Annotated in this window: 18 protein-coding genes; 11 read left to right on the top strand and 7 right to left on the bottom strand. The window is 64.5% G+C overall.

The annotated features are described in order from the left end of the window. Nucleotides 1-49 precede the first annotated feature (49 nt). Complete coding sequence (gene quiC, locus ACPRTJ_RS06825; protein ID WP_054916558.1) at nucleotides 50-1,957, top strand: 3-dehydroshikimate dehydratase QuiC; 1,908 nt, start codon at nucleotides 50-52, stop codon at nucleotides 1,955-1,957. An 81-nt stretch (nucleotides 1,958-2,038) separates the two neighbouring features. After that, nucleotides 2,039-2,707, top strand: coding sequence for a TetR/AcrR family transcriptional regulator (locus tag ACPRTJ_RS06820; RefSeq protein WP_043860689.1), 669 nt, complete (start codon nucleotides 2,039-2,041; stop codon nucleotides 2,705-2,707). A gap of 75 nt (nucleotides 2,708-2,782) precedes the next feature. On the opposite strand, the gene ACPRTJ_RS06815 is transcribed toward ACPRTJ_RS06820, so the two are convergent. Further along, on the bottom strand, nucleotides 2,783-3,643 hold the full coding sequence (locus ACPRTJ_RS06815; protein WP_426428442.1) for a shikimate dehydrogenase: 861 nt from the start codon (nucleotides 3,641-3,643) through the stop codon (nucleotides 2,783-2,785). 168 nt (nucleotides 3,644-3,811) lie between these two features. On the opposite strand from ACPRTJ_RS06815, the gene ACPRTJ_RS06810 reads away from it, so the two are divergent. Beyond that, nucleotides 3,812-4,978, top strand: coding sequence for an alkaline phosphatase family protein (locus tag ACPRTJ_RS06810; protein ID WP_088513889.1), 1,167 nt, complete (start codon nucleotides 3,812-3,814; stop codon nucleotides 4,976-4,978). Nucleotides 4,979-5,086: 108 nt separating this feature from the next. On the opposite strand, the gene trmA is transcribed toward ACPRTJ_RS06810, so the two are convergent. Continuing rightward, nucleotides 5,087-6,172 (bottom strand): tRNA (uridine(54)-C5)-methyltransferase TrmA, encoded by a 1,086-nt coding sequence (gene trmA, locus ACPRTJ_RS06805; RefSeq protein WP_043860686.1) that lies wholly within the window; start codon nucleotides 6,170-6,172, stop codon nucleotides 5,087-5,089. Continuing rightward, on the bottom strand, nucleotides 6,169-7,464 hold the full coding sequence (locus ACPRTJ_RS06800; RefSeq protein WP_043860685.1) for an NCS2 family permease: 1,296 nt from the start codon (nucleotides 7,462-7,464) through the stop codon (nucleotides 6,169-6,171). Before ACPRTJ_RS06800 ends, trmA begins: the two co-directional genes overlap by 4 nt. Nucleotides 7,465-7,623: 159 nt before the next feature. Here ACPRTJ_RS06800 and ACPRTJ_RS06795 point away from each other — a divergent pair, with 159 nt between their 5' ends. Continuing rightward, the gene (locus ACPRTJ_RS06795; protein ID WP_054916561.1) at nucleotides 7,624-8,109 is read left to right on the top strand and encodes a GNAT family N-acetyltransferase; all 486 of its coding nucleotides are present in this window, start codon (nucleotides 7,624-7,626) and stop codon (nucleotides 8,107-8,109) included. 92 nt (nucleotides 8,110-8,201) lie between these two features. On the opposite strand, the gene ACPRTJ_RS06790 is transcribed toward ACPRTJ_RS06795, so the two are convergent. Next, on the bottom strand, nucleotides 8,202-9,431 hold the full coding sequence (locus ACPRTJ_RS06790; protein ID WP_313328236.1) for an MFS transporter: 1,230 nt from the start codon (nucleotides 9,429-9,431) through the stop codon (nucleotides 8,202-8,204). A gap of 373 nt (nucleotides 9,432-9,804) precedes the next feature. On the opposite strand from ACPRTJ_RS06790, the gene ACPRTJ_RS06785 reads away from it, so the two are divergent. The 3 genes from ACPRTJ_RS06785 to ACPRTJ_RS06775 are packed head-to-tail and all read left to right on the top strand — an operon-like array spanning nucleotide 9,805 to nucleotide 12,420. After that, a complete protein-coding gene (locus ACPRTJ_RS06785) occupies nucleotides 9,805-11,241 on the top strand; it encodes a cytochrome ubiquinol oxidase subunit I (RefSeq protein ID WP_043860578.1) in 1,437 nt (478 codons plus the stop codon). Between the two features lie 3 nt (nucleotides 11,242-11,244). Beyond that, nucleotides 11,245-12,252 carry a cytochrome d ubiquinol oxidase subunit II gene (gene cydB, locus ACPRTJ_RS06780; RefSeq protein WP_043860577.1) on the top strand — a complete coding sequence of 336 codons (1,008 nt, stop codon included), beginning with the start codon at nucleotides 11,245-11,247 and terminating at the stop codon, nucleotides 12,250-12,252. 12 nt (nucleotides 12,253-12,264) lie between these two features. Then, nucleotides 12,265-12,420, top strand: coding sequence for a DUF2474 domain-containing protein (locus ACPRTJ_RS06775; protein WP_043860576.1), 156 nt, complete (start codon nucleotides 12,265-12,267; stop codon nucleotides 12,418-12,420). 135 nt (nucleotides 12,421-12,555) lie between these two features. On the opposite strand, the gene ACPRTJ_RS06770 is transcribed toward ACPRTJ_RS06775, so the two are convergent. Continuing rightward, nucleotides 12,556-13,680, bottom strand: a complete 1,125-nt coding sequence (locus ACPRTJ_RS06770; protein ID WP_210015158.1) for a methyltransferase — start codon at nucleotides 13,678-13,680, stop codon at nucleotides 12,556-12,558. A 105-nt stretch (nucleotides 13,681-13,785) separates the two neighbouring features. After that, a complete protein-coding gene (locus ACPRTJ_RS06765; protein ID WP_426428438.1) occupies nucleotides 13,786-14,490 on the bottom strand; it encodes an autoinducer binding domain-containing protein in 705 nt (234 codons plus the stop codon). A 246-nt stretch (nucleotides 14,491-14,736) separates the two neighbouring features. Between ACPRTJ_RS06765 and ACPRTJ_RS06760 the strand changes: the two genes are divergently transcribed. Continuing rightward, complete coding sequence (locus ACPRTJ_RS06760) at nucleotides 14,737-15,513, top strand: ferredoxin--NADP reductase (RefSeq protein WP_043860573.1); 777 nt, start codon at nucleotides 14,737-14,739, stop codon at nucleotides 15,511-15,513. A gap of 48 nt (nucleotides 15,514-15,561) precedes the next feature. On the opposite strand, the gene mscL is transcribed toward ACPRTJ_RS06760, so the two are convergent. Further along, complete coding sequence (mscL, locus tag ACPRTJ_RS06755) at nucleotides 15,562-15,975, bottom strand: large-conductance mechanosensitive channel protein MscL (RefSeq protein ID WP_054916565.1); 414 nt, start codon at nucleotides 15,973-15,975, stop codon at nucleotides 15,562-15,564. A 175-nt stretch (nucleotides 15,976-16,150) separates the two neighbouring features. Here mscL and radA point away from each other — a divergent pair, with 175 nt between their 5' ends. From radA to ACPRTJ_RS06740, 3 genes are all read left to right on the top strand, one after another. Beyond that, nucleotides 16,151-17,518: a DNA repair protein RadA gene (radA, locus tag ACPRTJ_RS06750; protein WP_054916566.1), complete on the top strand. Its 1,368-nt coding sequence runs from the start codon at nucleotides 16,151-16,153 to the stop codon at nucleotides 17,516-17,518. Nucleotides 17,519-17,609: 91 nt separating this feature from the next. Next, nucleotides 17,610-17,861 (top strand): hypothetical protein, encoded by a 252-nt coding sequence (locus ACPRTJ_RS06745; protein WP_426428435.1) that lies wholly within the window; start codon nucleotides 17,610-17,612, stop codon nucleotides 17,859-17,861. Continuing rightward, on the top strand, nucleotides 17,858-18,130 hold the full coding sequence (locus tag ACPRTJ_RS06740; protein WP_104572301.1) for a colicin immunity domain-containing protein: 273 nt from the start codon (nucleotides 17,858-17,860) through the stop codon (nucleotides 18,128-18,130). The genes ACPRTJ_RS06745 and ACPRTJ_RS06740 overlap by 4 nt, the downstream gene beginning before the upstream one ends. Nucleotides 18,131-18,205 lie beyond the last annotated feature (75 nt).

The following is an 18,205-nucleotide window of genomic DNA, read 5'->3' as shown; positions in this document are numbered from 1 at the left end:
AGCCAATAATTCGTGCAGCTGGGCACTGCCTGCCCGTTGGAGCCTGAAGATGCAGCGTTCGATTGCCACCGTGTCCCTGAGCGGCACCTTGCCGGAAAAACTCGAAGCCATTGCCGCCGCCGGATTCGACGGCGTGGAGATCTTCGAAAACGACCTTCTCTACTACGACGGCAGCCCCCGCGAGATTCGCCAGCGCTGCACCGACCTGGGGCTGGACATCACCCTTTTCCAGCCGTTTCGCGATTTCGAGGGCTGCCCGCGCGGGCGCCTGGCGCGCAACCTGGAGCGCGCCGAGCGCAAGTTCGAACTGATGCAGGAACTGGGCACCGACCTGGTGCTGGTGTGCAGCAACGTGTCGGCCGACGCGCTGGGCGGCCAGCAACTGCTGGTCGACGACCTGAGCCTGCTGGCCGAGCGGGCCGCCGCCCACGGTGTGCGCATCGGCTACGAGGCGCTGGCCTGGGGGCGGCACGTGAACACCTGGCAGCAGGTGTGGGACATCGTGCGCCAGGCCGATCACGCCAACCTGGGCATGATCCTCGACAGCTTCCACACCCTGTCGCTCAAGGGCGACCCCAGCGCCATCGCGCAGGTGCCGGGGGACAAGATCTTCTTCGTGCAGATGGCCGATGCGCCGATCCTGGCCATGGATGTGCTGGAGTGGAGCCGGCATTTTCGCTGCTTCCCGGGGCAGGGCGAGTTCGACCTGCCGGGGTTTCTGGCGCCGATTCTGCAGGCCGGCTATCGCGGGCCGCTGTCGCTGGAGATCTTCAACGACGGTTTTCGTGCCGCGCCGCCACGGGCCAATGCCGCCGACGGCCTGCGTTCGCTGCTGTACCTGGAGGAAAAGACCCGTCAGTTGCTCGAACGCACCGCACCGCTGGCCGACCCCGAGCTGCTGTTCGCGCCGCCGCCGGCCAGCAGCTGCGATGGCATCGAGTTTCTCGAGTTTGCGGTCGACGACGCCTCGGGCGCCAAGCTGGGCAACTGGCTCGAAGGCCTGGGCTTTGCCCGTGCCGGCAAGCATCGCTCGAAGAATGTGAGCCTGCTGCGCCAGGGCGAGATCAACCTGATCCTCAACGCCGAACCCTATTCGTTCGCGCACAATTTTTTCGAAAGCCACGGCCCGTCGCTGTGCGCCACGGCGATCCGGGTCAGGCACAGCGCCCAGGCGCTGGCCCGGGCGGTGGCCTATCACGGCCAGCCCTATCGTGGCCTGGTGGGGCCCAACGAACGTGAGCTGGCAGCGGTACGCGCCCCCGACGGCAGCCTGATCTACCTGGTGGACCAGGGCGCGGATGGGCGCACCATCTACGACACCGACTTCAGCCTCAGCGAGCAACCCGCCCATGGCCTGGGCCTGACCCGCATCGACCACATGGCACTGGCCCTGCCGGCCGACAGCCTGGACAGCTGGGTGCTGTTCTACAAAAGCCTGCTCGACTTCAGCGCCGATGACGAGGTGGTGCTTCCCGATCCCTATGGCCTGGTCAAGAGCCGCGCCCTGCGCAGCCAGTGCAGTTCGATCCGGCTGCCGTTGAACATCTCCGAAAACCGCAACACTGCGATTGCCCACGCGCTGTCCAACTACCGCGGCTCGGGCGTGCATCACATCGCCTTCGACTGCCAGGACATCTTCGCCGCCGTCAAGCGCGCCAAGGAAGCCGGCGTGGCGCTGCTCGATATCCCGCTCAACTACTACGACGACCTGGCGGCCCGGTTCGACTTCGACGATCAGTTCCTGAGCGAGCTGGCCTACTACAACGTGCTGTACGACCGTGATGCCCAGGGCGGCGAGCTGTTCCACGTATACACCGAGCCGTTCGAGGAGCGCTTCTTCTTCGAGGTGCTGCAGCGGCGCAATGGCTACAGCGGTTACGGCGCGGCCAACGTCGCGGTGCGCCTGGCAGCGATGGCCAAGGCGCGCAGCGGCGGGCTGCGGCATGCCAAGCTGTAACGTGTCAGCGCCCGTCAGGCTTTCTTCTGGCGCACCCCGGGGCCATAATCGCGCGGTTAACCGACTGGTCAAGAGCCCCGTATGACGACAACTCCAGCACCCTTGGCGGCACCTGCCGAGGCGCCGCGCAAGAGCCGCAAGAACAATCCTGAGAAAACCCGCGAGAACATTCTGCAGGCGGCCATCAGCGAGTTCGTGCAGCAAGGCCTGGCCGGTGCCCGGGTCGATGCGATCGCCGAGCGCACCCAGACCTCCAAGCGCATGATCTACTACTACTTCAACAGCAAGGAGCAGCTGTATGTGGAGGTGCTGGAGAAGCTTTACGGCGATATCCGCAGCACCGAAAGCAACCTGCACCTGGCTGAACTGGAGCCGCGCCAGGGCATTCGCCGGCTGATCGAGTTCACCTTCGATCACCATGACCGCAACGTCGACTTCGTGCGTATCGTGTGCAACGAAAACATGCATCACGGCGAGTACGTCAAGCAGTCGGCCGCGATCCGCTCGATGAACAAGACGGTGCTCACCGCGCTGGACGAGATACTCCAGCGCGGGGCTGCCGAGGGGGTGTTCCGCCAGGGCCTGACGGCGCTGGACGTACACCTGCTGATCAGCTCGTTCTGCTTCTATCGCGTGTCCAACCGGCACACCTTTGGCGAGATCTTCCAGGTGGATTTCGAGGACAAGGCGCTCAAGGACAAGCACCGCGAGATGATCTGCGAGTCGGTGCTGCGCTACCTGCAGGCGTGATGCCGGGGAGCCTCCAGTCGCCGGCAGGGCCGGCACCTGCGGGTTGACCACCCTGTACAGGTGCCGGCTAAGCGTTCAATCCCCCAGGCTGTTGAAGTGCCCGATCATGCGCTGTGCATCCGGCACCACGCCGCTGAACAGCTCGAAGGCCTTCACCGCCTGAAACACCGCCATGTTGGCCCCGTTGAGCGTGCGGCATCCCAGTGCCCGCGCCTCGCGCAGCAATTGGGTCTCCAGCGGGAAGTACACGATCTCGGCCACCCACATTTCGGCGCGCAGCAGCGCCCTGGGCACCGGCATGCCCGGCAGCTTGGCCATGCCCATGGGGGTGGTGTTGACCAGCCCGCAGGCCTGGTCCATGGCCGCTTGCAGGTCATGCCCGCAGCGTGCCGGGCTGCCCTCGAAATGCTGGTTGAGGTTGTCTGCCAGTGCCTGGGCCCGGGCGGGCTCCACATCGAAGAGTGTCAGCTGGCCCACCCCTTCGCTGAGCAGCGCATGGGCCACCGCGGCACCCGCACCGCCTGCCCCCATCTGCACCACATGACGGCGTGAAACATCACCCAGGCCACGCCTGAAGCCCTCGGCAAACCCCAGGCAGTCGGTGTTGTGGCCGATGCGTCGACCGTCCTTGAGCACCACGGTGTTCACCGCGCCGATACCACGCGCCTCGGGCGACAGCTCATCGAGCAGGGGCACGATCGCCTGCTTGCACGGGAAGGTGATGTTGAGCCCGGTAAAGCCCATGTACTCGGCCGCGGTCAGCAGTTCTTCGAGGGCGCTGCTGTCCAGCTTCAGCTGGTCCAGGTCGATCAGCCGGTACAGGTAGTTGATGCCCTGGGCGGCGCCTTCGTGCTCGTGCAGGGCCGGGGTACGCGAGGCCTGGATGCCGGCGCCGATCAGGCCGGCGAGAATGCCGGAAGGGGAGGCCAAACTCATCGGTAAAACTCCATTGTTGTTCTTGGCAGGGGGAGGGAGCGTCACGACTAAAATGTACTGACTGGTTAATAGGGTCAATCGGGACGGGCCGTGCATTGATCGTTTCTGTTCGCTGATCGAACAAGCTGTGCTAAACCTGTTGTTTTGCACGGCACCACGGAGGGCGACATGGCGGCGCAGTTCGAAGAGATGCGGGACGTTCACGACACCTGGCCGGGCCTGGCCAGTCTGACCCAGTCGGTTTTCGCCGGGTTGGGCGCCAGGGGCTTCAGGAATCCGTTCCGGCTCGAGCGCTCTACAGCCACCTGCCTGCTGTTGATCGACGGCTTGGGCTGGAACCTGCTCAAGGCGCACGCCGAGCATGCACCGTTCCTGGCCGCGCTGATGCAGCCCGACAGCCATTTCAAGGTCGGCTTCCCGGCCACCACTGCCGCCAGCCTGGCCGCCGTGACCTCCGGCATGGGCAGCGGTGCGCATGGCATCGTGGGCTGCGATTTCGCCCTGGATGCCCATTCGGTGTTCTCGCCGCTGTCATGGACCACTGCGGCCGCGCAGACGGGCAGCGTGCCGACCGCGGCGCCTGTCGCGGCCTCCTTCATCGTGCCGCAGACCGCCTGGGAAGACGCGGCCGCCCAGGGCGTACAGATCAGCACGGTCATGCTCGGGCGCTTTGCCGATTCGGACTTCACCCGTGCCATCTACAAGGCCGGCGGCATCCTTGCCGCGCCGGCCTACGATGCCTATCCCGAGCTGGTGCGTAGCGCACTGGAGGTGGAGGCGCCAGCCTTCTGCTTTGCCTATTTCGGTGACCTGGACTTTGCCGGGCACCTGTATGGGCCGGGCTCGCCCGACTGGTGCAGGCAACTGGAGATTGCCGATCAGCTGGCCCGCGACATTGCCGGGCGCCTGCCGCGCTCGGCGCGCATGCTCGTGATTGCCGACCACGGCATGCTCGACCTGGACCGCGCCCAGGTGCATGACTTCGATACCGACAGTGCCTTGCAGGACGGGGTGCGGGCGATGGCCGGGGACATCCGGGCGCGCTACCTGTACACCCACGAGCATCAGCAGGACCGCGTGCACGAGCGCTGGCAGAACCGCCTGGGGGATGAATACCGGGTGTTGAGCAAGGCCCAGGCGATTGGCGCGGGGTTGTTCGGGGACGTGATGCTGAGCCAGGCCGAAGGGCGTATCGGGGACCTGATCGTGGTTCCGACCGGGGCCGGCGGGATCATTCGCAGCGTGGAGGAGAAGCACCCCAGCCAGTGGCGCGGGCACCATGGGGCGTTGACGGACGCGGACCAGGTGGTGCCGCTGTTGATGTACTCAGATTAGGGCCATCGCGGGCCAAGCCCGCTCCCACAGGTACCCCACTGCCCTTCAGAGCCGTGACATTCCTGTGGGAGCGGGCTTGACCCGCGATAGAACACCGCCGATCCGGGCCTAGCGCCGAACCAGCAGCACCCCGCTTTCCATATGGTGCGTATACGGGAACTGGTCAAACAGCGCACACCGCTCGATACGGTGCGTATCGCTCAACTGCTCGATGTTCGCCGCCAGTGTCTCGGGGTTGCACGAGATGTACAGGATGTTATCGAAGCGCCGGGTCAGCTCGCAGGTGTCCGGGTCCATGCCCGCGCGCGGCGGGTCGACGAACACGCTGCCAAAGGCATAGCTTTTCAGGTCGATGCCTTCCAGGCGCCGGAACGGCCGCACCTCGTTCAGGGCCTCGGTCAGTTCTTCGGCCGACAGGCGCACCAGGCGCACGTTATCCACGCCGTTGTCGTCCAGGTTGTGCAGCGCGGCGTTCACCGAGGTCTTGCTGATCTCGGTGGCCAGCACCTTGCGCACCCGCGTGGCCAGCGGCAGGGTGAAGTTGCCGTTGCCGCAGTACAGCTCCAGCAGGTCGTCCTCGCGCTCGCCCAGGGCCTCGTAGGCCCAGTTGAGCATCTTCTGGTTCACCGTGCCGTTGGGCTGGGTGAACGCGCCTTCTGGCTGGCGATAGCGGAAAGTGCGCCCGCCCACGGCCAGCTCTTCAACCGCATAGTCACGGCCGATCACCACGCGCTTGCCCTTGGAGCGCCCGATGATGCTCACGCCCAGGTCGGTCGCCAGTTGCCGGGCAGCGGCTTCCCAATGCTCGTCCAGTGGACGGTGGTAGCACAGGGTGATCATCGCGTCGCCCGCCAGGGTGGTCAGGAACTCCACCTGGAACAGCTTGAAGCTCAGCGCCGAACTGGCCTGCCACGCCGCCTTGAGCTGCGGCATCAACTGGTTGATGCGCTGGCTGGCGATGGGGAAGTCGTCGATCAGGATCGCCTGGTGCTTTTCACCCGGGGCGAACATCGCGTAGTGACGCTGCTCGTTCTCGCGCCACAGGCGAAACTCGGCACGCAGGCGGTAATGCTCGCGCGGCGAGTCGAACACCGCCGGCTCCGGTGCGCCGAATGGCGCCAGCAGTGCGCGCAGGCGCTCGACCTTGGCCTCAAGCTGCGCGGTGTAGGTAGTCGGGTCGTAGACGGAACTCATGCGGCGTACCAGCCCAGCTTGATCACGAACAGGATGGAGAGCACCACCAGCGCCGAGTTCAGTTCATGCCGGCGGCCCGAGATCAGCTTGATCACGGTCCAGGAGATGAAGCCGAAGGCGATGCCGTTGGCAATCGAATAGGTCAGCGGCATGGCCAGCGCGGTGACCACCACCGGGGCGGCCTCGGTCACGTCGTCCCAGTTGATTTCCGCCAGGCCCGAGGCCATCAGCACGGCGACGAACAGCAGTGCAGGCGCGGTTGCGAAGGCCGGCACGCTGCCGGCCAGCGGGGCGAAGAACAGTGCCAGCAGGAACAGCCCAGCCACCACGATGGCGGTCAGCCCGGTGCGTCCGCCGGCACTCACGCCGGCCGCCGATTCGATATAGCTGGTGGTGGTCGAGGTGCCCAGCAGCGAGCCGGCCATGGCCGCGGTGCTGTCGGCGATCAGGGCGCGGCCCATCTTCGGCATGTGGCCGTCCTTGCCCATCAGCCCGGCGCGCTTGGCCACGCCGATCAGGGTGCCGGAGTTGTCGAACAGGTCGACGAACAGGAAGGCGAAGATCACGCTGATCAGGCCGACATCCAGTGCGCCCTTGATGTCCAGCTGCAGGAAGGTCGGGGCCAGCGAGGGCGGCATCGACACGATGCCGTTGAACGGGGTGTAGCCCAGGCCGATGGAGGCGACGGTGACCGCCAGGATGCCGATCAGCACGGCGCCGCGTACCTTCATCGCCTCGAGCGCGACGATCAGGAAGAAGCCCAGGGTGGCCAGTACCGGTGCCGGGTTGCGCAGGTCGCCCAGGCCCACCAGGGTGGCCGGGTTGTCGACCACGATGCCGGCGTTGTGCAGGGCGATCAGCGCCAGGAACAGGCCGATGCCGGCGGCAATTGCCGAACGCAGCGGCAGCGGAATGCTGTTGACGATCCATTCGCGGATGCGAAAGATCGACAGCAGGAAGAACAGCACTGCCGAAATGAATACCGCCCCCAGTGCCACCTGCCAGGTGTGGCCCATGTGCAGCACCACGGTGTAGGTGAAGAAGGCGTTCAGGCCCATGCCCGGCGCCAGCGCGATCGGGTAGTTGGCGATCAGCCCCATCACCGCCGAACCGATGGCGGCAGCCAGGCACGTGGCGACGAAGATCGCGCCCTTGTCCATGCCGGTCTCGCCGAGGATGCTCGGGTTGACGAACAGGATGTAGGCCATGGCCAGGAAGGTGGTGACCCCCGCCAGGATTTCGGTGCGCACGTTGGTATTGTGCGCTTTCAGTTGAAACAGCCTTTCCAGCATGCCAGCTCCCCGTGGCGCACTGCGGCGCCTTGAATGTTCGACCCCATCAGCAAAGCACAGACTGTACCGGACACGGGGTGCCGGACTGAGTGATTTTTGAATGGGCCGCAAAAAAGCCGCGCATCATATCAGCAAGACCGCCACTTTTGGACCAGGACCATGACCGTGCAGCTGATTCACTACGATGCGCTGACCCCGGCCCAGCGCGCAGGCCTGCCCGGCATCGAGGTGCTGGCGGCGCAGCGGGCGTTTTGCGGTGACATCGAGGGTGCGCTGCATACCCTGCTGAACCGGCCCGGCGACGATGTGCGCGGGCTGGCGCTGCTGGTGGGGGGCGTGCCGCAGGGCTTCCTGCTGCTCAAGCGTGGTGCACACCTGCCGCCGTGGGCCCGCCATGATGCGGCCACCTTGCATGCCCTGCAGGTTGACTGGCGGGCGCAGGGGCAGGGGCTTGGCCGCTGGTGCCTGGCGGCGCTGCCGGCGCGGGTGCGCGAAGTGTGGCCGCAGGTGCGTTGCCTGCAACTGTCGGTGGATACCGACAATCAGGCGGCGTTGAGGCTGTACCGCGCGGCGGGGTGGGTGGACAGCGGCGAGGGGTATCGCGGGCGGGTGGGGTATGAGCGGCAGATGACCCTGATGCTTTGATCTGGCTGGCCTCATCGCGGGTCAAGCCCGCTCCCACAGATTCAGTGAGGCCCTTGTGGGAGCAAGCTTGACCCACGATTGGGTACGCGCGGTCAGCCCTTTTTCTGGGTATGCATGTGATCGCGCCCCGCCAGCGTCGGGAACAGCTTGATCCACACGCCCGTCACCACCAGCGTGCCCACCCCGCCCAGCACCACCGCCGGCACGGTGCCGAACCAGTGCGCCGTGACCCCGGACTCGAACTCGCCCAGCTGGTTCGAGGCGCCGATGAACAACCCGTTCACCGCGCTTACCCGACCACGCATCTCGTCCGGCGTCTCCAGTTGCACGAACGCGCTGCGGATCACCATGCTGATCATGTCCGCCGCGCCCAGTACCGCCAGCACCGCCAGCGAGAACCAGAACGAGGTCGACAGGCCGAAGGCAATGGTCGCCACGCCAAAGACCCCCACCGCCGTGAACATCACCCGCCCGACCCTGCGCTCGATGGGGAAGCGCGCCAGCCACACCGACATCAGCAGCGCCCCCACCGCCGGCGCCGAGCGCAACAGGCCCAGGCCCCACGGGCCGGTCAGCAGGATGTCCTTGGCGAACACCGGCAGCAACGCCGTGGCGCCGCCCAGCAGCACGGCGAACAGGTCCAGCGACACCGCGCCGAGCACGTCCGGGCGGCTGCGAATGAAGCGAATGCCCGCCAGCAGCGATTCCAGGCTCGCCCGGCCCCGGTTGGCCGGCTGGCGGGCGGCGCTCAGGCGCAAGGTCAGGCCGCAGGCGATCACGTACAGCACCACGGTCGGGCCATACACCCACACGCTGCCAAACGCATACAGAAAGCCCCCCAGCGCCGGCGCGACGATGGTCGCCGACTGCATGGCCGAGGCCGACGCGGCCACTGCCCGCGGAAACAGCGCCGAGGGCACCACGTTGGGTAGCAACGCTTGGGTGGCCGGCATCTCGAAAGAGCGCGCACTGCCCAGCAGGAACGCCAGCACGAAGATCAGTTCGCGGGTCACGCTGTGGGTGCTGCTGCCCACCACCAGCGCCAGGGCGATCAGCGCCTGGGCGAACTGGCACAGCGCTGCCACCCGGCGCCGGTCATAGCGGTCGGCCACATGCCCGGTGTGCAGCATGAACAGCACCCTCGGGGCGAATTCCACCAGGCCCACCAGGCCCAGGTCGAGCACGTTGCCGGTCAGCTGATAGAGGTGCCAGCCGATGGCCACGGTGAGCATCTGGAAGCCGCTGGCAGTGAAAATTCGCGCGCACCAGAACGCCAGGAAGGGGCGGTGATGGCGCAGCAGGAGCGGGGCATGGTCTGACATGTGCGATACAGAGCCTTTGCGGGGGCGGCGGGGCAGATTATCACCAGTTTGTAACAGTAGGTTGCGAAAGCCGTCATCCCCGTGCGGTAGGCGCACCGATTCGTGTGTGCGTAAAGGGGGTGAGGCAACCGGTCACGCGGCAAACCACCACACAACCATGCGGCCCGTTCAGGACTATGCTTTCAGGCAATCGTTGACCTGGATCAATTGTTGTTTTTGCAACTGTTTCAAATGCAACGATGTGGCCGGAGGGCCGAATTCCCTGCGATTGCAAGTTTTCAGAACAATTCCAACTCGCCGCACTCAATGACGTAGGGGCAGTTGGCGCCAAGGCCGTGACCCTGACGCCGGATAACCTGACAGAGGAAGCACTATGTTCGGATTAGAGGCTCTAGATCTCGCCCGAATCCAGTTTGCGTTTACGATCTCTTTCCACATCCTGTTCCCGGCCATCACCATCGGCCTGGCGAGTTACCTGGCGGTGCTCGAAGGCCTGTGGCTCAAGACCCACAACAGCGTCTACCGCGACCTGTACCACTTCTGGTCGAAGATCTTTGCCGTCAACTTCGGCATGGGCGTGGTCTCCGGCCTGGTCATGGCGTACCAGTTCGGCACCAACTGGAGCCGCTTCTCGGACTTCGCCGGCTCGATCACCGGTCCGTTGCTGACCTATGAGGTGCTCACCGCGTTCTTCCTCGAAGCGGGCTTTCTGGGGGTCATGCTGTTCGGCTGGAACAAGGTCGGGCGCGGCCTGCACTTCTTCGCCACCATCATGGTCGCCGTCGGCACGCTGATCTCCACCTTCTGGATCCTGGCGTCCAACAGCTGGATGCAGACCCCGCAAGGTTATGAAATCGTCAACGGCGTGGTGATCCCGGTCGACTGGTTCGCGGTGATCTTCAACCCGTCCTTCCCCTACCGCCTGGCGCACATGGCCACGGCAGCATTCGTGGCCACGGCCTTCTTCGTCGGCGCCTCGGCCGCCTGGCACCTGCTGCGCGGCAAGGACAACCCGGCGATTCGCAAGATGCTCTCGATGGCCATGTGGATGGCGCTGATCGTGGCGCCGGTGCAGGCGGTGATCGGTGATTTCCACGGGCTCAACACCCTCAAGCACCAGCCGGTGAAGATCGCCGCCATCGAAGGCCACTGGGAAAACGTCGGCGACGAGCCGACCCCGCTGATCCTGTTCGGCATCCCCGACATGAAGAACGAGACCACCCACTTCAAGCTGGAGATCCCGGCGCTGGGCAGCCTGATCCTGACCCACAGCCTGGACAAGCAGGTGCCGGCGATGAAGGAGTTCCCGCCTGAAGACCGGCCCAACTCCACCGTGGTGTTCTGGTCGTTCCGCATCATGGTCGGGCTGGGCATGCTGATGATCGCCGTGGGCCTGTGGAGCCTGTGGCTGCGCAAGCGCGGCACCCTGTACAGCTCGCGCCCGTTCCTCTACCTGACCCTGTGGATGGGCCCGTCCGGGCTGATCGCGATCCTGGCCGGCTGGTTCACCACCGAGGTCGGTCGCCAGCCGTGGGTGGTGTACGGGCTGATGCGTACCGCCGATGGCGTGTCCAACCACAGCTATGCGCAACTGGGCATCACCCTGGTGATGTTCGTGGTGGTGTACTTCGCGCTGTTCGGCGCGGGGCTCGGCTACATGATGCGTCTGGTGCGCAAGGGGCCGGAAACCGGCGAGGGCGACGAGCCGACCCATGGCGGGCCTGGCCAGCAACGCACCCCGGCGCGGCCGTTGTCGGCTGCCGACGACGACCATGCCGACGACCACGCCAGCCTGAGCAAGGGGAACTGACTCATGGGTATTGATCTTCCGCTTATCTGGGCCGTGATCATCATCTTCGGCATCATGATGTACGTGGTGATGGACGGCTTTGACCTGGGCATCGGCATCCTGTTTCCCTTCGTCAAGGGCGAGCGCGACCGCGATGTGATGATGAACACCGTCGCCCCGGTCTGGGACGGCAACGAGACCTGGCTGGTGCTGGGCGGGGCGGCGCTGTTCGGCGCCTTCCCGCTGGCCTATGCGGTGGTGCTCTCGGCGCTGTACCTGCCGTTGATGCTGATGCTGATGGGGCTGATCTTCCGTGGCGTGGCCTTCGAGTTCCGCTTCAAGGCCAAGGCCGACAAGCGCCACCTGTGGGACAAGGCGTTCATCGGCGGCTCGCTGGCCGCAACCTTCTTCCAGGGCGTGGCACTGGGCGCATTCATCGAAGGCTTCAAGGTGGTCGAACGCAACTACGCAGGCGGCTCGCTGGACTGGCTGACGCCGTTCAGCCTGTTCTGCGGGGTGGGGCTGATCGTGGCCTATGCCTTGCTCGGCTGCACCTGGCTGATCATGAAGACCGAAGGCCCGTTGCAGAGCAAGATGCATGACCTGGCGCGCCCACTGGCCTTCGTGCTGCTGGCCGTGACCGGTGTGGTGAGTATCTGGACGCCGCTGGCGCATCCGGACATCGCCACGCGCTGGTTCAGCCTGCCCAACCTGTTCTGGTTCCTGCCGGTGCCGATCCTGGTGCTGGTCACCCTGTACGGGCTGGTGCGGGCGGTGGCACGCCATGCCCACTACACCCCGTTCCTGCTGACGTTGGTGCTGATTTTCCTGGGCTACAGTGGGCTGGGCATCAGCCTGTGGCCGAACATCATCCCGCCGTCGATCTCGATCTGGGACGCCGCAGCGCCGCCGCAGAGCCAGGGCTTCATGCTGGTGGGCACGCTGTTCATCATCCCGTTCATCCTGGGCTACACCTTCTGGAGCTACTACGTGTTCCGCGGCAAGGTGACCCACGACGACGGCTATCACTAGGAGGGCCTGGCAATGACTGGCAAAGACACCTTCGAACCGGAGAAAAAGCCGCTGATGCAGCGCCTGGGCTGGCTGCTGCTGATCTGGGCAGTGAGCGTGGCAAGCCTGGCCGTGGTGGCCTGGCTGATGCGGATGTTCATGGCGGCGGCGGGCTTGAGTACCCACTGAGCCAAGGTATTTCCCATCCCGCCCTGGGCGGGTTTACACCCTGCGCCGCGTGAGCTGCGCAGGGTTTTTTTTGCCTGTCTCGGCCGCCTGGCGCAGGAGCCGCTTGCCGGCGAAGGTGTCGGCTCCGTACCCGGCCTACTTGCGCGCCTTGAGCACCACGAACTTCGGCGTGGCTGCCACCTGTTCTACTCCCCGGAACAATCGCGCCAACTTGCTGTGATAGCCCAGGTGCCGATTGCCCACGATGTACAGCGCCCCGCCCACCACCAGTGCCTCGCGTGCCTGCTGGAACATGCGCCAGGCGAGAAAGTCCCCCACCACCTGCTGCTGGTGAAACGGCGGGTTGCACAGCACCACGTCCAGCGACTGCGGCGCCTGCCCGGCCAGCCCGTCGTCGGCGCGCACCGTCACGGCTCGCTCGCCCAGCGCCGCCTGCCAGTTCTGCTCGGCCGACTGCACCGCCATGTACGACTCGTCCACCAGGGTGTAGTGCGCCTGCGGGTTGGCCAGCGCGCTGACGATGCCCAGCACGCCGTTGCCGCAGCCAAGGTCGGCCACCCGCGCATCGCCCAGGTCGCGGGGCAGATGTGGCAGGAAGGCACGAGTACCGATATCCAGCCCTTCGCGGCAGAACACATTGGCGTGGTTCACCAGCTCCAGCGGTGGTTGCTCCAGGTGATAACGGGTGGGGTAGGGCGAGGCTGCCGCCGCCCTGGGCTCGGCCGTGGCGATCAGCAGGCGCGCCTTCTTGCGCGCCAGCGATGCCTGCACCGGGCCGATGTACTTCTCCAGCAGGTCGCCGGCTGCCCGTGGCAGGTGCTTGATCATCGCCCCGGCGATTACCTGCGCGCCGGGTGCCAACTGGCCCTGCAGCCGGATCAACTGCTCTTCGAGCAGCGCCAGGGTCTTGGGTACGCGCACCAGCACCCGGTCGAACGGCCCCTGCCAATGCTGGCTGGCGGCGATGAAGGGCACGCTGTCGAATGCCTGGCCATTGCGCACCAGGTTCTTCTCCAGTGCCAGCCGGGCCAGGTAGGAGTCGCCGCTGCCCAGCACCTGGGCATGGGCGCGCAGGCTGATGGCCAGCGCGCCGAAGCTGTCGTTGAGTACCAGTACCCGGCTCGTGGCAGGCAGCGCCTGCGCGGCCAGGTGTTCGAGCAGGTACTCGTCGGCCGCGTCGAAGGCCTGCAAGGGGTCGTTGGCGTATTCGGGCTGGCGAAGCAGCTCGAGCTCGGCGAAGGGGGTGATCAACAGGGGCATGGCGTAGGGCTCTGGGCTTTGGCGCGCGCGCTGGGGCTTGGCGCTGGACGGGCGCAGATTCTACAGCGTTTTTGCAGGTGGGGAGGGGGGGGGGCGAGCAGAACCTCAGATCAACCCGTACTGGCTGGCGATGGCGACCGCGCTGGTCTTGTTGGTGGTGTTGAGTTTGCTGGTGATGCTGCGGATATGAAAATTGACCGTGCTTCTGGACAGCGTGAGGATGCAACTGATGTCTTCGGCGGTCTTGCCGGCAGCGGTCCACTGCAGCACCTCGCGTTCCCGGGGCGAGAGTGCCTGCACGCGGGCCTTGGGCGGATGCAACTTGGCAACCATCAGGGTGTGCAGCAGGTTGCACAGCCACAGGGTCTGGGCCGACTTTTCGTACAGTTCCGCCATGCTCACTTCGCCCTGCCGGCGTGATACGCACAGCACGCTTTCGTTGCCGCGCAGGTCTTGGGTGCCCTGGCTCCAACCATGGCACAGGCCATGTTCGCACGCCGTCTGTCGCAACTCGGGGGCTTGCTTGTACAACTGCGGGGACCACAGCACCGGCATGTTCGAATGATGGCAATGCACAAGCACCGGGTCGATGCGCGCGTACTCGTTCTTCTTGTAGAGCTCGTTCCATTCGGCCGGGTAGTTGTTGAACATCATGACCTGCGGGCCTTCGGCGACCGTCCTGCCGTTCAGGCGGTATGCCAGAAACTCCATGTCCAGTTGCTCGGCCAGTGACAGTGCAGTGGCAAACATCTGTTGCTGGTTTTCCTCCTGCGTCAGTTGTTGCAACTGCTCCTGCTTCCAATATGGCATTTGAGCCTCCGTGCACCTTTGCAATTTAGTCACCCTGGATCGAGTGTAGGAAAAGTCGCACGTTGTTCTAGGTTTTTTTTGCTATAGAAATGTTCCAGTGCTCTACATAAAAATAGGGTTGTACAACCCGCGTTACATGTTTTGTTACGTGGTTGAAGCACATGAGCGTAATGCCATTACATCGCGGCGGTGTTTATCCCGTCAGCTTTGCGCGACACTGTGTTTACCTGAATTGTGGAGCACACCATGACTGCCAGTGCGGAGAAGTTCACCCGCCAGACCCTGCTCGATGTCCAGCCGCTGACCCCCAACCTGTTCAGCCTGCGCGTAACCCGTGATCCCGGTTTTCGGTTCCGGGCCGGCCAGTTTGCTCGCCTGGGCGTGACCCGTGCCGATGGCAGCGTGGTGTGGCGGGCGTACTCGATGGTCTCGTCGCCGTTCGACGAGTACCTGGACTTTTTCTCGATCGTCGTGCCCGGCGGCGAGTTCACCAGTGAGCTGAGCCGGCTGCGCGAGGGTGACCAACTGTTGATCGACCGCCAGGCGTTCGGTTTCCTGACCCTTGATCGCTTCGCCGACGGGCGGGACCTGTGGTTGCTGGCGACAGGTACCGGCATTGCACCCTTCATGTCGATACTGCAGGACTTCGAAGCCTGGGAGCGGTTCGACACCATCAAGCTGGTCTATTCGGTGCGCGAAGCCAGGGAGCTCGCCTATCAGCAGGAGATCGCCGGCCTGGAGCAGCGCGACTACCTGGCCGAACATGCGGGCAAGCTGCAGTTCATTCCGGTGGTCACCCGCGAGCAACACCCGGGTGCGCTGAACGGGCGTATCACCACCCTGATCGAGAACGGTGAACTGGAGCGTGCGGCCGGCCTGGCGCTGACCCCCGAACATTCGCGGGTGATGCTCTGCGGCAACCCGCAGATGATCGACGACACCCGCCAGGTGCTCAAGGCACGTGATCTTCAGCTGAGCCTCAGCCGCCGGCCGGGCCAGGTGGCGGTGGAAAACTACTGGTAGACAGCACAACGGCGCCCGAAGGCGCCGTTACGGTCAGGCAGGCCCGGTTCAGGGCTGCTGGTTCTGCGCCTTGAGCAGGTCGCGGATTTCGCCCAGCAGTTCTTCTTCCTTGGTGGGTACCGGCGGCAGGGTCGGGGCCACCGCTTCTTCGCGCTTGAGGCGGTTGATCACCTTCACGCCCATGAAGATCGCGAAGGCCACGATCAGAAAGTCGATCACCGTCTGGATGAACTTGCCATAGGCCAGCACCACCGCCGGCGCGTCGCCCTCGGCCGCCTTGAGCACCACCGCCAGATCACTGAAGTCCACTCCACCGATCAGCAGGCCCAGGGGTGGCATCACCACATCGCCAACAAACGATGAAACGATTTTGCCGAACGCGGCGCCGATGATGATACCGACGGCCATGTCGACCACGTTGCCCTTGACCGCGAAGGCCTTGAATTCACTGATCACGCCCATGGTTTATTCCCTGTAACAGATGAGATTGGTCATCGCAGTGTAAATCAGCTATGCGCTTCATGCTCCGCGTTGCAGTAAAAGACCCCGGCTATGCCGAATAGTTTTGTCGCCCAGGCGGCGCCCCGCAGCTGGGTCGGCTCGGCTATCATGGCCCCTTTTTCCAGGAGACTGCCCCATGGCCAAGGCCAAGCGCATGTACGGCTGCACCGAGTGCGGCGCGACCTTTCCCAAGTGGGCGGGCCAGTGCGGCGAATGCGGCGCGTGGAACACCCTGGTCGAGACCATGATCGAAAGTGGCGGCGCTGCGGCGCCTGCCGGGCGCACCGGCTGGGCCGGGCAACAGGCGCAGATCAAGACCCTGGCCGAGGTCAGTGTCGAGGAGATCCCGCGTTTCAGCACCGCCAGCGCCGAGCTGGACCGCGTGCTCGGTGGCGGCCTGGTCGATGGATCGGTGGTGCTGATTGGTGGTGACCCGGGCATCGGCAAGTCCACCATCCTGCTGCAGACCCTGTGCAACATTGCCACGCGCATGCCGGCGCTGTACGTCACCGGGGAAGAATCCCAGCAGCAGGTGGCCATGCGTGCCCGTCGCCTGGGCCTGCCGCAGGATCAGTTGCGGGTGATGACCGAGACCTGCATCGAAACCATCATTGCCACCGCGCGGGTCGAAAAGCCCAAGGTGATGGTGATCGACTCCATCCAGACCATCTTCACCGAACAGTTGCAGTCGGCGCCCGGTGGCGTGTCGCAGGTACGCGAGAGTGCCGCCTTGCTGGTGCGCTATGCCAAACAGAGCGGCACGGCGATCTTCCTGGTCGGCCACGTGACCAAGGAGGGCGCGTTGGCCGGGCCGCGGGTACTGGAACACATGGTCGACACCGTGCTGTATTTCGAGGGCGAGTCCGACGGTCGCCTGCGCCTGCTGCGCGCGGTGAAGAACCGCTTTGGTGCGGTCAACGAGCTGGGCGTGTTCGGCATGACCGACCGCGGCCTCAAGGAAGTCTCCAACCCGTCGGCGATCTTCCTCACCCGTGCCCAGGAGGAAGTGCCGGGCAGCGTGGTGATGGCCACCTGGGAAGGTACCCGGCCGATGCTGGTGGAGGTGCAGGCGCTGGTGGATGAAAGCCACATGGCCAACCCGCGCCGTGTGACCCTGGGCCTGGACCAGAACCGCCTGGCCATGTTGCTGGCGGTGCTGCATCGCCATGGCGGCATCCCCACCCACGACCAGGACGTGTTCCTCAACGTGGTGGGCGGGGTCAAGGTACTGGAGACCGCGTCGGACCTGGCCTTGATGGCGGCGGTGATGTCGAGCCTGCGCAACCGCCCGCTGCCCCACGACCTGCTGGTGTTCGGCGAGGTGGGCCTGTCCGGTGAAGTGCGCCCGGTGCCGAGCGGGCAGGAGCGCCTGAAGGAGGCCGCCAAGCACGGCTTCAAGCGCGCCATCGTGCCCAAGGGCAACGCGCCCAAGGAAGCGCCGCCGGGGCTGCAGGTGATTGCGGTGACGCGCCTGGAGCAGGCGTTGGATGCGTTGTTTGAATAAAATGTAATCAATTTGCCGTGATGGCAAATTGGCGCCATTGTTCTGTCTCTCTACTATCGCGCCTTCGTTTTTTGCTTCCAGGGATGGGAAGATGGCGTTTTTGGTATCTGGCACAAAGCTGTCCTGCTTCTGGCTGTTGTTGGGCATCCTTGCTGGCCCTGTATCGGCCGCGAGCTTGCCGGGTGACCAGGAACTGATTCGCGAGCGTCAGGGGCGGTTGCTTGAAGAGCAGCAGCGGCGCCTGCAGGAACTCAAGGAGCTGCCTGGCAGCACCGCCCCTACCCAGACTGCACCGGTGCCGGCCGATGCCCGCTGCTTTATTAAATATGGAGTTTTGCGATGAGTCTTACTATCTTGGAGTTTGCAAGATCGTATGTCGCAGGAAGACTGACAGCCAAAGTTTTTTCGGAGGCGTATATTGAGCTTTGGAAAATTGAGCGAGATAGGAATGTCCTTCAGCTCGATGAGCCTTCGTTGAGCGAGTGCTTGTCCAGCATTTTTTGTGCTGCGGATATGTACGAGCCAGATGAATCAAGGGAAGAGTATGAATTTGACGATGAAATGCTTAAATCTAAAGTCGCGAGCTTGATGCAAAAAATAGTCACTGATTAGTTTGTGCAAAAGCAACCTCTCCTCTCGCAGCAGATCTTGGAAAGGCTTCATTTGATGCTGCTAATGGGGGCTAGC

It is taken from the genome of Pseudomonas palmensis, assembly GCF_049942755.1.
Lineage (GTDB): Bacteria > Pseudomonadota > Gammaproteobacteria > Pseudomonadales > Pseudomonadaceae > Aquipseudomonas > Aquipseudomonas palmensis.
The sequence above is the reverse complement of the archived record's forward strand: the minus strand, read 5'-3'. Positions and strand labels throughout refer to the sequence as shown.